Source organism: Marinoscillum sp. HNIBRBA16962 (assembly GCF_057801515.1).
Genome location: NZ_CM173603.1, coordinates 245,629 through 258,698 on the forward strand (window position 1 = coordinate 245,629; position 13,070 = coordinate 258,698).

The following is a 13,070-nucleotide window of genomic DNA, read 5'->3' on the forward strand; positions in this document are numbered from 1 at the left end:
TCAGACCAGCAGTCCGTTTACCTTCTCCAGTGCTTCTTCAATATACTTATAGGTAGAAAGGATCTCAGGCTTCCCGTTCACAATAGCTACATCGTGCTCAAAGTGAGCAGAGGGTTTCCGATCTGCAGTCACTATGGTCCACCCGTCTGAGAGTTGGATAACGCGGCGGGTGCCAAGGTTTATCATTGGTTCTACAGCCAGAACCAGTCCTTCTTTGAGTTTAGGTCCACGGCCTCTTTTTCCAAAGTTTGGTACTTCCGGAGATTCATGCATCTTTTTCCCAAGGCCATGCCCCACGAGTTCCCGGACTACTCCATAGCCAAAGCTCTCGGTATAAGTCTGAATGGCATAGCTGATGTCGCCAATCCGATTACCTGTCACCATCTGCTCGATCCCCAGGTAAAGACTCTCTTTGGTAATTTTTAGTAGCTGCTTTACCTCAGGGCTGATTTCACCAACTGCAAATGTGTAGGCATGATCTCCGTAAAAGCCATTTTTCAAAGCACCTATATCCACACCTACGATATCTCCCTCCACTAGTGGGCGATTAGTGGGAATGCCATGGACTACCTGCTCATTAACTGAGGTGATTATTGTATTGGGATAGTCGTATAGACCCAGAAAACCCGGCTCGGCACCCTGATCCCGGATATATTCTTCGGCGATCTTATCCAGCTCCAGAGGTGTAACACCAGGCTTAATGTGCTCGGCCATTACCCCTAAAGTTCTGGAAACTATCAGGGCGCTCTCCCGCATTATTTCTATCTCTTCTTTAGACTTGTAGTGAATCATGGGCTCTCTGCTAAGACCGCAAAATTAACACAAATAAAAAAACCCCGGCGAGAATGCCGGGGTCTATTCAAAAATCTATAAACGCAAACTATTATGATTTCTTAGTGATTCCGGAGAGGACCTCTTCAATAGGAACTCGCTGACCATCTTTGTAAGAAACAATCCAGGCATCCTTCACACCCATTTCACGGAGGTACTTTTTGAATGTATCAGCTTCCCAGTAATCCCGGAAAACTCCTATTGAATACTTATTTAGATCACCTTCTTTGTCCTGAGTGAAGTTTTGAGCTTTTTGTGCTAACTCACCTAGATCTTTGTTTTTATAGGCTCCGATCTGGACTTTGAAAACCACGCCCTCTTCTTCATTAATTCCGCTGCTCTGAGATTTTTTAGAAGACTGCGCAGGCTTAGAGTTGGCTTCAGCCAGCTCATCACGAAGACCGGTTATCTGCTTTTGATACTGCGAGATCTGGTCATCTTTATCGGCAAGTTTGTCATCTACTCCTGCCAACTCACTTTTCAAGCTTGACACCTGACTTTTCAGGGACTTGTTCTCTTCAATAAGCGTTTTATATTGCTCAGGCTCAAGAGCTTTGATCCTTTTCTTCCATTCCTTTCGCTCTTTTTTATCCATTTGAGCAGTGGCCTGGAAACCTACAGCTACAAATAGCGTCAGGGCCAAAAGTGTAATAAATCTTTTCATGTGTATAATGTTTGTTTGGTAAACGATGGAATTTTGGTTAAAACCCAGCCTCATAAAGACAAAATTGAAGCTAAGCATTTAATCTGAGATTTCATCTTTAAGCTATTGATCTTTAATGTTTTGTATATCTTCGACTAAAGTACTAAAATAACTTTAAAAAACACAAATTTTTAACTTTTGAGTGAACCGATCATATCTTCTGGCTTTACCCATTCGTCAAACTGTTCACTTGTCAAAAGCCCCAGTTCAATAGCTGCTTCCCGCAGTGTAGTCCCCTCTTTATGGGCTTTTTTTGCGATTTTAGCAGCATTTTCATACCCAATGTGCGTGTTAAGCGCTGTTACCAGCATCAGGGAATTTTCCAGTTTTTCTCTGATTACCGGATAATTTGGCTCAATACCAATGGCACAGTTATCATTGAAGCTTTCGCATGCATCACCTATCAGCCGTGCTGAAGAGAGTAAATTGTAAACCATCATTGGTTTGAAAACGTTCAGTTCAAACTGGCCAAACATACCTCCGGATGACACTGCCACATCATTTCCAATCACCTGGGCGCAGACCATGGTAAGCGCTTCGCATTGTGTAGGATTTACTTTTCCGGGCATGATCGAAGAGCCCGGTTCATTTTCAGGAATGATAATCTCTCCGATTCCGCTTCTGGGTCCGGAACACAACATTCGGATGTCATTACCGATCTTCATAAGGCTCACGGCCAGCTGCTTTAATGCGCCGTGGGTTTCTACGATGGCATCATGCGCGGCCAATGCTTCAAATTTGTTTTCTGCAGATACAAAGGGTAGTCCTGAATTTTCAGCTATCTTTTTTGCAACGAGATCCGCATAACCTTCCGGAGTGTTTAGGCCGGTACCTACAGCCGTACCTCCAAGGGCCAGCTCGGACAGGTGAGCAAATGTGTTTTCAAGAGCTTTTAGCCCGTGGTCCAGCTGCGAGACATACCCGGAAAACTCCTGGCCCAGGCTCAATGGAGTAGCATCCATAAAATGCGTTCGCCCTATCTTTACTACATCCCGGAAGGCATCTGATTTTTTCTTTAACGTATCGCGCAGCTTTTTGACCTTAGGGATGGTATTCTCTATAAGACTTTTATAAGATGCAATGTGCATTGCAGTGGGGAAAGTGTCATTGGAAGACTGGCTTTTATTCACATCGTCGTTCGGGTGGATAGCTTTTTTGTCGTCGGTCAGCTTTCCTCCGTTTAGTACATGAGCACGATTAGCGATCACCTCATTGCAGTTCATGTTTGACTGAGTACCGGATCCTGTCTGCCATACTACCAGCGGAAACTGATCGTCCAGCTTTCCTTCCAGGATTTCGTCACATACTTTGGTGATGAGGGCGGCTTTCTCCTCCGGGAGTACACCAAGCTTATGATTGGCCTGAGCCGCAGATTTTTTCAGAATAGCAAATGCATAAATGACCTCCATGGGCATCTGCATGTTTGCTCCGCCTATTTTAAAATTCTCTTTCGATCGTTGGGTCTGGGCTCCCCAATATTTTTCAGCAGGTACTTTTACCTCACCCATTGTATCATGCTCCGTACGGAATTCCATTTTTTTAACGTTTTATCAGATTTTGTATCACAAAAATAAGCGTTGCAGAAGCTTATTTTTAACTCCGCGCAATATTAAATCAAATGAATTGTTTGAACGGAATTGTCAAATTCCTGTTTAGGTAGTAGGTTTGTGGTTGTTTAGAATGATTCTAAATAGATGAAAAAAGTAAAAGTCCTCATTTCTGATTTTCAATATCTCACCCGGGAGGGGCTCATTCACCTCATTGAGAAGAATGATGATTTTGATTTGGTAGACGTGGTAGAGGGACCGGAGGACTTATTGAAAAGTGTGTTGAATCACCATCCTGATGTAATGGTGATGGATAGCCAAAGTCAGGATCCGGTTTTACTTTCCTTACTTAGGCAGATTGTGAGCACAAATGCCACCAACATCCTGATTATTACAAATGATGATAAGCGTCAGCACATAAAATCTCTGTTGGACCTGGGTATAAAGGGCATAGTAACCAAGAGCTGTAGCAAGCTGGAGATCGTTAATGCCATTCATGCCATTTCTAAAAACAATCGCTTTTACTGTAACCGTATCCTGGATTTGCTGATGGGTCAGGATAAAGAAGTGGAGGAGGCAGACTGTGAGCCGACTGATCTTTCTCCCCGTGAGTTTGAGGTCTTACAGCTGATCACCAAAGGGTATAAGACCGTAGAAATAGCCGAGGAACTTCATGTGAGTGTGCATACGATAAACTCTCATCGAAAAAATATACTTAAAAAGCTAAACCTGAAATCACCTGCAGAACTGATTGTTTATGCTATGGAATCAGGAATGGTAAAGGTCTGATACTGAAGGGAATAGTTACAGGGAATGACAAAAGTCAGTTTTTTCACTAGGAATAGCTATTGTGAAAACCCCATTACCGAGTTTAATTTGCAACCAAATAAATTGAAGGCATTGACTCTAGATACACTTAAACTCAATCAAAGCGTCACCGTAAAGCGTCTTACTCAAAATGGGCTAACCTCCAAGTTAATGGACATGGGCCTATACCCCGGTAAGTCGATCCAGGTTGTCTTCAAGGCTCCGTTTGGTGACCCTATCGCTGTGGATGTGGAAGGCTACACCCTCTCTCTCAGAAAAGAGGAAGCATCACTTGTAGAGGTGGAATAACATGAAGATCGCATTAGTTGGCAACCCCAACTCAGGTAAAACTTCCGTTTTCAATCAATTAACCGGCCTGAATCAAAAGATCGGTAATTTTCCCGGAGTTACTGTAGACAAGAAATTTGGCTTTCTCAAGCATAGTAACAATTCTCATATCATCATTGATCTGCCCGGGATCTACAGTTTGTATCCCAAAACACAGGATGAGCAGGTCGTATATGATATACTTAGCGATAAGAATCACCCGGACTATCCGGACCGTATTGTGGTAGTGGCTGATGCCTCTAACCTGGAGCGCAATCTGCTGCTTTTTACGCAAGTGCTTGACCTGGGAGTGCCGGTAACCATGGTGCTCAACATGACGGATGTCGCAGATAAAAAGGGGCTGGTCATCGATACGGAGAAGCTCAGCGAGCTACTGGGGGGTGTACAGATCATTCCGATCATAGCCCGTACCGGCAAAGGCATGAAGGAGCTGATCGATGAGATTATCAGTCATAAACAGCGACCCGCTTCACAGCCGTTTTTGGGAGGAGAGTTTGACGAAGGTCAGTTTCTGATCCGGGATACTGATGAGCAAAATATACGGGTAGAAAAACGCTACAGGAAGATTCGGCAGGTACTCAGCTTTGTGATGAAGCAAACGCCTGTTAAAAGATCTATTGTCAAAAGGCACCGCTATGTGGATCGGGTGGTTACCCATCCTGTTTTAGGTTATGTGTTCTTCCTCGCCATCCTTTTTGTTATTTTCCAGGCTATCTATGCCTGGGCAGAATGGCCTATGGATCTGATCGATTCAGTGTTTCTGTCTGCGAGTAAGTGGACTAAAAACACGTTGCCAGTTGGGATTCTCACTAACCTGGTTGCTGAAGGGATCATTCCCGGTCTGGGGGGTGTAGTCATTTTCATACCACAGATTACGCTTCTTTTTGGCTTTATTTTTCTCCTGGAGGAAACGGGTTATATGGCGAGGGTAGTGTTTATCATGGATCGGCTGATGCGTCCGTTTGGCCTGAACGGGCGGAGTGTGGTACCGCTGATTTCGGGTGTGGCTTGTGCCATCCCGGCGATTATGGCTACCAGAACCATTGATAACTGGAAAGAACGCCTCATCACTATCATGGTTACTCCACTGATGAGCTGCTCCGCCCGGTTGCCGGTTTACACATTGTTGATTGCTCTAGTGATACCTGATACCTCCATCGGGCCTTTCAATCTCAAGGGAATGGTTTTACTTGGTCTTTATTTGATTGGTTTGATAGCTGCGCTACTTGTGGCGCTGATTTTCAAATTCATTATTAAAACCAAACAGAAGAGTTTCCTGGTGATGGAGCTTCCCTTGTATAAAATGCCACGGTGGAATAATCTTGGTATTACCTTATGGGAAAAAGTACGACTGTTTGTGTTTGACGCCGGTAAAGTGATCTTTAGCATTTCGATCATTTTATGGGTGCTTGCCTCATTTGGGCCGGGAGATCGAATGGAAGAAGCTGTAGCCAAAATACCGGTACCTCAGGAACAATCTCAGATGGATGATTATGAAGAGCAGGTATCATCAGCCAGACTTTCCAATTCTTATATCGGTATTCTCGGTCACTCTATAGAGCCGGTCATCAAGCCACTAGGGTATAACTGGCAGATAGGGATAGCATTGATCACCTCCTTTGCGGCACGGGAAGTATTTGTAGGGTCTATGGCTACTATCTACAGTGTAGGTGAAAATTTTGATACCGAGCGGACATTGATACAACGGATGCGGACAGAGAAAAACCGTCTTACAGGTGATCCAGTGTATACTTTGGCGTCCGGATTGTCCCTCATGATCTTTTATGCGTTTGCAATGCAGTGCATGAGTACGCTGGCAATTGTGCTTCGTGAAACTAAAAACTGGAAATATCCATTATTACAGTTAGTATACATGACGGGGATGGCATACATCGCCGCATTGATCGTTTATCAGCTATTGAAATGACACAGTTACTAATCGTGATCGGATTGTTTTTGACTGCAGGATTTTTTATCGGAAGAAGGATCTACAAGAGCTTCTCCGGAAAATCCCAACCCGGTTGTGAGAAGTGTGCTGCCAATCAGATAGCCAAATCAGAAGGTTCATAACATCACTATAAGTAGTGATACTCTTCTAACTAGTAGTGAATAAAAATTTGACTAAAAATAGCGATTGTTTAGGCCCGATTTTAGCGCGACTTTTGCTATCTGGAATTATTCTAAATAATGATTAGGGAGGAGCAGTGTATGGAAGCGCAGGGATTTGGTTCATTCAATCCTTTTGATAGTCAGAAGGATCTGATGAACGGGGAAGAGTGTGTGTTTAAAAAATGCTGCAAGAAGTATAAGAAGAAGGGAAAACATTGCAAGAAGTGTCCAAAAATATGATTTTGAAGCGAAAGGGAAGTAGGGAATTACTTTTTGAAACGAATAATTCTGCACTGTTTCAGTGTGATGAGGCGGAATTGTATATCCTTAACTTTAAAGGAGATATCCTTGAGTTTCGGCCATGTGAGCTAATCACCTTTAAGCGAAAGATCCAGAAAATTGATATGGTGTCGTTACTTTCCAGTGATACACCAGATGTTGAGATCATTCATATGCCTCACTGTGATCGGATCTTTGCTTTTACCATTCACGATGTGCTGGAGCTGAAAGAGCTATTTGGCGGAGCTTTTGCCATGCTGGAGCTCAACAGCATGATCCACAAAGAGCTGGTACGAAAAGTTTCCTGATCCTGCTTGTTTCCATCTGATCTTTCTGAAGGACACTAACTTAGACTGATTATAAATTGCGGTTTAATGCTGTTCTGATCAACTTTTATTGTTCATTTGTAGTTGTTATTTAAACATTCTGATAGCCGGGGTACCTGTTTAGAATCACTGAATCGCAATTGTTACAGCATGTACCGCCGCTATAGTGGACAAAACCGGAAACTTATGAAAGACATATTGAGAAGACATTCGGTCCTTAAGGACGAGATCATAGATGTAGTAAACAAGCAGATCAAAATGGAAGCACAGTCTTCTGCAGCATATCTGGCGATGGCAGCTTGGTGTGATGTGCGGGGATATGATAACTGTGCTGAGTTTTTCTTCAAACAATCTGACCAGGAGCGTGGGCACCAGATGAAGTTTTTCCACTATCTGGTGGATATGGAATGCGATGCGATTTCACCGTCTGTTGGTGAGTCACAGCACGAGTTTGATAAGCTGCGAAGTGTTTTTGAAAAGGCATTGGAAATGGAAATCGCAGTGACGGACAGCATCCACGATATGGTGCGGGTCTGCCGAAAAGTTGGCGATCTGGCTACTGAAGAGTTCCTCAGATGGTTTGTGCAGGAGCAAATTGAAGAGGAGTATGTGGCAAGAAGATGCTTAGAACTGTTTGATGTGCTCGGTGAAGATAAGCTCGCCCTGGGGATGATCGAAGAGCGAGTGCTTCATGTAAAGTACGATTCTGCAGAAGGCTAAAATCCAATAACATATAGATCAATCCGAAAAGGAGAATCAGCGATGGTTCTCCTTTTTGCTTTTAAGGATATTTTGTTGGTAAGATGTGTGTAATAGTTCCGGACTAGGGATAAACTAATTTTATCTTTGGTTTATGAAATACCGGGAGATCATAAAGCTTGTGGAAAATGAGGGGTGGTATATCCACAGAAGTAAGGGAAGCCATCATGTTTTCAAGCATCCTTCAAAACCAGGTATTGTAGTGATTGCTATTCATAGATTATCTGATGATGTCCCAAAAGGGACAGAAAACAGCATTTTAAAACAAGCGGGTTTGAAATAGTTTCTACACACTAACAATATCTGACTCGGAATTCTCCTCCGGAAAAGACAGCCCATCTTCCTTTAAAGTCTCCAGATAAAGCTTGATCGCTTCAGTGATATTCCTTTTAGTCTCTTCCTTTGTTTCACCAGCTGATGTACAGCCTGGTAAGTCAGGAACATAGGCTGAATATCCCTGTGGTGATTTCTCATATATGACCAAGTAGTTACGCATTTCTAAGTTTTATTGAGCGATCTGTTTTGCGGCTCTGGCGGTTTCTTTATTGACGTTTAAAAGTATTCAATAGTTTCCATTATGAAAAAAGAGCCGTCAAAATAAGTTTTTTCTACAAATATGAATTTTATAATAAATATTTTTTCTACATTTACTAAAAATATCATTTAAGACCAATGAAGGGCGAATACTTAGGTGAACTGGAAGAAATAGTTTTGCTGGCTGTGGGCATCCTGGATGGTGATGCCTATGGAGTCAGTGTGCAGAAAGAAATAGCCAGCCAGTTGGATCGTAAGGTGACGCTGAGCGCGCTCCATACAGTGATGCACCGGCTGGAGAAAAAGGGTTACCTGGAATCTTCACTTGGAGATGCGACCCATGAACGCGGAGGTAAAAGAAAAAGACTTTTCCAGGTCACTGGTCTTGGCAAACAGGCCCTTCAGGATCAGCGTGACTCCCGTGAAAAACTCTGGCAGCTACAACCTACTCTTAAATAGGATTAAATGAAGCACCCCACTCAACCACCAAAGCTTGCGCATAAGTTTCTTTCCTGGTTTTGCAGAAAAGACCTCCTGGAAGAGATCGAAGGGGATCTTTACGAGGTGTACTCAGAGGATCTGCAATCATTGAGTTCATTTAAAGCTAATGCCTTGTACTGCCTGAGAGTTATGGGGTTTTTCAAACCGTCAAACATTCGTCCAACCAAAACCACCAATCACATGATGCTGATCAAAAATTACCTGCTTATCGCTTACCGAAATCTAATCCGCAATAAGGGCTACACTTCTTTCAACCTGTTAGGATTGACTATTGGGTTAGCATCCAGTATCCTGATGGTGGCTTACGTTTTGGATGAGCTTAGCTTTGATAAGGAATTTTCTCAGTATGACGACATCTACCGGGTAGCACAGCATGTAGATATGGAAAACAGTGAGATGACTTCCGCAGCTACACCAGCCTCTTTGGGCGCTACCCTAAAGGCTGAATTTCCGGAAGTAGAAGCATTCGCTGCATTTACTATGTTTAATCGGGTTACCCTGAAAATCGGGGATAAGAAATTTACCGATCCGCAATCTCATCTGGTTTCCAGCAGCTTCCTTCAGGTTTTTGATTACCCATTCATTAAAGGTGATCCTGAAACCGCTTTGGACGAACCGAATACCATGGTGATCAGTGAATCTAAAGCGCTGACCTATTTTGGAACACTAGATGTAGTGGGTAAGGCTGTAGAGTCGGAGCACAATGGAATATTTACCATTACCGGAGTGATGGCGGACCCCTACGAAAATGCCCATTTTCATCATCCCATCCTCTTCCATGTAGATGATGGGTATTTCACTGGCCAAAACTGGAAAGACAATGGCTATTACAACTATGTAAAACTAAAAGCTGGAGCAGGTCCAGACCGGCTAAGTCAGAAGCTTCCTGATTTTTATAGCCAATACATGGAGCAACCGGTTAAAGAAGTGTTTTCCGGAACGGGCTATTTGTTCCTTCAGCCTCTTACAGACATTCATTTGCATTCGGACCTGGCTTTTGAGCTTGAGCCAAACAATAAGTTTTATCACGTTGTAGGGATGGGTCTTCTTGCAGGCTTTATCGTACTGGTTGTTTGCATCAATTATATGAATATGGCCACAGCCCAGGCTACAAAGAGAGTGCGCGAGGTGGGCATAAGAAAAGTGCTTGGCTCCAATCGGCAAATGTTGCTTTTCCAGTTTTTCACAGAATCGAGCCTTCTGACTCTGCTTTCAGCTGTACTGGCCCTGCTTTTAGTCCCTGTTTTTCTTCCGTATTTCAACTATCTGGCGGACAAGTCTTTCACCGTTTTCCATTTTCTGGATGTGAAAATCCTTGCCGGTTTTGCATTGATTGTTTTGGTGACGGGATTGTTGGGCGGTTGCTATCCGGCTGTGTTTTTATCTAAATTCACGGCAGATCAGGTGCTGAAGAAGAGTTATTCTTTCAGTGGCTTTAGGCTTCCACTCAATAAGCTGCTTAATGCCTTTCAGTTTATGATCGCTTTGGTCATGATCATTGTGACACTGACGGTTTATCGGCAGGTAGAATTTGCGAAGAATATGGACCTGGGATTTGACCAGGAAAATGTCCTGAAGATCGATTTGAAAAACCGGACCAATGATGAATATGCACTGGTTCAGGAACTTTTGGCCCATCCGGATATTCAATCGGTAGCCGCTTCAAAGCAAGCTCCCGGAGATGATATTCAGCTGGAGGGGTTTCCTTTTGAGATGCCTGATGGTTCGTTTAGCACTCACAAAGCAGAATTTAATGCTGTAGATAAAAATTACCTGCCTGTCTTAGGACTTGAACTTTTGGCAGGCAGAAATATAGGTGATGAAAGTCCGGGTACTGTGGCAGTAGTCAATGAGACTCTGGCCAAAAAACTGGGATACTCAAATCCCGGGGATGTACTGGATAAACGGGTAAAGCTCCCAATTGGTGAGGATTTTCACTCCCGGATTATTGGTGTGGTTAAAGATGTCCACATGAGGTCTTTGCATCACGAGATAGCACCTCACATTCTGATCAATTTTACTCCGATCACTTCGATGCTCCTGGTCAAGGTTGAAACACAAGACATGCAAAACCTGCTGGGTTTTGTAGAGGACAAAACCCGGGAGATCACCAACTCTACTTCACATGCCGTTACTTTTCTGGATCAGGATTACTGGCAGCAATACCAGGCTGAAGAAAAACGAACGAAGACCCTGAGCATCTTTTCTTTACTTATTGTGTCACTGGCCTTTGCCGGATTGATCGGTCTGGTGTCATTCCAGATCAGATTTCGCGCTAAGGAGATCACGATCCGGAAAGTATTTGGCGCTGGATTTAGCAATGTACTAACCTTATATATCAGGCAGTTTGCCTGGCAGATCCTGCTCTCGGTTGCTTTGGCCATTCCAGTCACCATCTTTTTTATCAATCAGTGGCTGGACAATTTTGCTTATCGAATTGGCTTGCCATTCGACCTTTTGATTGGGGTATCTCTGGTATTGATTGCTGCTATTTTACTGATGATCCTGATTCAGAGTAAGATCGGATTCCGTGTAAAGCCCACAACTTATCTGAAAGAGGAATAATGGTTTACTCCAGTGAGTAAACTACTTTTACATTTACTTCAATATTGATTTTCCTTAAACCGATAGGACTGTCATGAGATGATCCTACGGCTCGTGAAACAGCCCCATACATGTTTAGCTGCTCACGGTAGGTCATTTCCGGATAATTTTCTTCATAAGACTCCTTTGCAGGAAATTCCTTAATGGAAATAGTGTTTCCTAACGTATCACCCTGACTGGTCGCCATAATCATGGCTTTGTCCCTGGCGTTTTCCATAGCCAATCGGGTCACCTCTTTTTTGATAGCTTCCTTTTCGTTATACTTCAACTCAGAGATACGCACTACACCTGCACCTACTTTAAACAACTCAATCATGAATTCTGTAAGTTTCAAGGGTTGGTCAAATTCCACCAGGAAGTCCTTAGCAAATCGTATTTTATTTGAAAAAAGAGAACCCTGATAACCTGACCTGCTGGCATTCATTTGCAAAACTTCTACATGCTCAAAAGGAATATTCCACTCTTCCAATAATTTGGCCAAAGCTTCTTCGCGCTCAGCCAGTTCACTTTCTTTTACTTTTTCGAACTCAGAAAATGATACGTAAATCACTGCCTGGTCCGGTCTTACTTCCTGTTGAGCTTCTCCATAGACCGTGATCGTTCTGGAATCGTATTGGCTGAAAGCTGCAAATGGAAGCAATATGAAGATCGAGATAAAAATTTTCATGGCGGCACAATTTAAAATTGGAATATTTAAATAATTTTTTGATTTATACTAATATTACCTGCAGGGTAACCTGTTGTTTCGACTAACGAATCTTTAACTACTATTAGCGATGCTTTTATCACTACCAGTCCTAGTTGTAGCCATCTGATAAGTAACTATTGGTGAACACAAATTCCCTTATCTCTAGCGATTGACATAGATCCCGGAGTTATTCACTTTTGTATAGCGTCATTCGAATAAGGTACAATGGATCTTTACAAATACGACCATTTTTTTTTAAAGCTGGAAAAAAAATTGAAATCCGAGACTGAAAACCGCAGGATGATCATCCGAAAAGCGATCCGGGATTCACACTGCCCCTATTTGAAGGAGAAGCTGGAAATGCTTTACCGCCTATATCAGTAATTTTTAATAGAAGACCTCAGTGTGGGCCGGTGGTTGTAAGGACCATCGGTTCCATGAGGCACAAATGTTCAGAATACATGTGTAGTGCCAAAGAGCAAATAACTTTAAGCGAAACGGAAAATGGTGTTATCAGATGGTGTAAATGCTGCCGGTCCTACACATTAGCTTACAAAGCATGCTGTGCAGCTTTTGACGACCAGGATTTCAAACAGTTTGAAAGTTTACTTAACCATCTCACCAATGATGACTTCCATTACCAGCTAAATGATTCCCAACAGGTCCTTCTAAAAACTCCGGCATCCAAAGTAGGTTTTTGTCTTACTCAGCGAGAAGTTTGGGAGATCCAAAGCATGATCACGGAAGCTAAAACCATAAACGAACTTTTTCGGCTGATTTATTAAAAACCACCGGAATGAAAGCGAAAAGCAAATCGGTGGGTAGCCAGCATTTTTCTTGCCATTTCACTCAGCATTGGTCGGCCTCAACAAAAAAAGCCCAAAACCATTCGGGAGCATGTACTCCAATAATCGTTCACTATTTGTAGTGATTACTAGCATCACTAGTTGCCAGAAATTTGCCTATCGGTAGTGATTGTATAGCACCTCTCATCGGTAGTACTTTTGCATTGTTTAGAATTGATCTAAATAAAA

15 protein-coding genes are annotated in these 13,070 nt (G+C 42.9%); 10 read left to right on the forward strand and 5 right to left on the reverse strand.

Annotation, left to right across the window (positions count from 1 at the left end):
• The 3 genes from map to fumC all read right to left on the reverse strand — a co-directional run bounded on the left by map (position 1) and on the right by fumC (position 3,069).
• Entirely contained in the window at positions 1-792 is a 792-nt protein-coding gene (map, locus tag AC3E9V_RS01040; RefSeq protein ID WP_488751322.1) for a type I methionyl aminopeptidase, read from the reverse strand.
• 91 nt (positions 793-883) lie between these two features.
• On the reverse strand, positions 884-1,495 hold the full coding sequence (locus tag AC3E9V_RS01045; RefSeq protein ID WP_488751323.1) for an SPOR domain-containing protein: 612 nt from the start codon (positions 1,493-1,495) through the stop codon (positions 884-886).
• Positions 1,496-1,665: 170 nt separating this feature from the next.
• Complete coding sequence (gene fumC / locus AC3E9V_RS01050; RefSeq protein ID WP_488751324.1) at positions 1,666-3,069, reverse strand: class II fumarate hydratase; 1,404 nt, start codon at positions 3,067-3,069, stop codon at positions 1,666-1,668.
• Between the two features lie 159 nt (positions 3,070-3,228).
• Between fumC and AC3E9V_RS01055 the strand changes: the two genes are divergently transcribed.
• The 7 genes from AC3E9V_RS01055 (at position 3,229) to AC3E9V_RS01085 (ending at position 7,992) form a co-directional block, all read left to right on the forward strand.
• Positions 3,229-3,870 carry a LuxR C-terminal-related transcriptional regulator gene (locus AC3E9V_RS01055; RefSeq protein ID WP_488751325.1) on the forward strand — a complete coding sequence of 214 codons (642 nt, stop codon included), beginning with the start codon at positions 3,229-3,231 and terminating at the stop codon, positions 3,868-3,870.
• 111 nt (positions 3,871-3,981) lie between these two features.
• Positions 3,982-4,197, forward strand: a complete 216-nt coding sequence (locus tag AC3E9V_RS01060; RefSeq protein ID WP_488751326.1) for a FeoA family protein — start codon at positions 3,982-3,984, stop codon at positions 4,195-4,197.
• 1 nt (position 4,198) lies between these two features.
• Positions 4,199-6,163 carry a ferrous iron transport protein B gene (feoB, locus tag AC3E9V_RS01065; protein WP_488751327.1) on the forward strand — a complete coding sequence of 655 codons (1,965 nt, stop codon included), beginning with the start codon at positions 4,199-4,201 and terminating at the stop codon, positions 6,161-6,163.
• Complete coding sequence (locus AC3E9V_RS01070; protein ID WP_488751328.1) at positions 6,160-6,306, forward strand: hypothetical protein; 147 nt, start codon at positions 6,160-6,162, stop codon at positions 6,304-6,306. The genes feoB and AC3E9V_RS01070 overlap by 4 nt, the downstream gene beginning before the upstream one ends.
• Before the next feature lie 275 nt (positions 6,307-6,581).
• Positions 6,582-6,932: a hypothetical protein gene (locus tag AC3E9V_RS01075; RefSeq protein WP_488751329.1), complete on the forward strand. Its 351-nt coding sequence runs from the start codon at positions 6,582-6,584 to the stop codon at positions 6,930-6,932.
• A 204-nt stretch (positions 6,933-7,136) separates the two neighbouring features.
• Positions 7,137-7,670 (forward strand): ferritin, encoded by a 534-nt coding sequence (locus AC3E9V_RS01080; RefSeq protein ID WP_488751330.1) that lies wholly within the window; start codon positions 7,137-7,139, stop codon positions 7,668-7,670.
• 133 nt (positions 7,671-7,803) lie between these two features.
• Positions 7,804-7,992, forward strand: a complete 189-nt coding sequence (locus tag AC3E9V_RS01085; protein WP_488751331.1) for a type II toxin-antitoxin system HicA family toxin — start codon at positions 7,804-7,806, stop codon at positions 7,990-7,992.
• A 3-nt stretch (positions 7,993-7,995) separates the two neighbouring features.
• Here the strand turns inward: AC3E9V_RS01085 and AC3E9V_RS01090 are convergent, their stop codons facing one another.
• On the reverse strand, positions 7,996-8,205 hold the full coding sequence (locus AC3E9V_RS01090; RefSeq protein WP_488751332.1) for a type II toxin-antitoxin system HicB family antitoxin: 210 nt from the start codon (positions 8,203-8,205) through the stop codon (positions 7,996-7,998).
• Positions 8,206-8,381: 176 nt separating this feature from the next.
• On the opposite strand from AC3E9V_RS01090, the gene AC3E9V_RS01095 reads away from it, so the two are divergent.
• Both AC3E9V_RS01095 and AC3E9V_RS01100 read left to right on the forward strand, forming a co-directional pair.
• Entirely contained in the window at positions 8,382-8,702 is a 321-nt protein-coding gene (locus AC3E9V_RS01095; RefSeq protein WP_488751333.1) for a PadR family transcriptional regulator, read from the forward strand.
• Positions 8,703-8,708: 6 nt separating this feature from the next.
• Positions 8,709-11,309 carry an ABC transporter permease gene (locus AC3E9V_RS01100; RefSeq protein WP_488751334.1) on the forward strand — a complete coding sequence of 867 codons (2,601 nt, stop codon included), beginning with the start codon at positions 8,709-8,711 and terminating at the stop codon, positions 11,307-11,309.
• A 4-nt stretch (positions 11,310-11,313) separates the two neighbouring features.
• On the opposite strand, the gene AC3E9V_RS01105 is transcribed toward AC3E9V_RS01100, so the two are convergent.
• A complete protein-coding gene (locus tag AC3E9V_RS01105; RefSeq protein WP_488751335.1) occupies positions 11,314-12,015 on the reverse strand; it encodes an SIMPL domain-containing protein in 702 nt (233 codons plus the stop codon).
• A gap of 482 nt (positions 12,016-12,497) precedes the next feature.
• Here AC3E9V_RS01105 and AC3E9V_RS01110 point away from each other — a divergent pair, with 482 nt between their 5' ends.
• A complete protein-coding gene (locus AC3E9V_RS01110) occupies positions 12,498-12,821 on the forward strand; it encodes a DUF6686 family protein (RefSeq protein WP_488751336.1) in 324 nt (107 codons plus the stop codon).
• Positions 12,822-13,070: the final 249 nt, after the last annotated feature.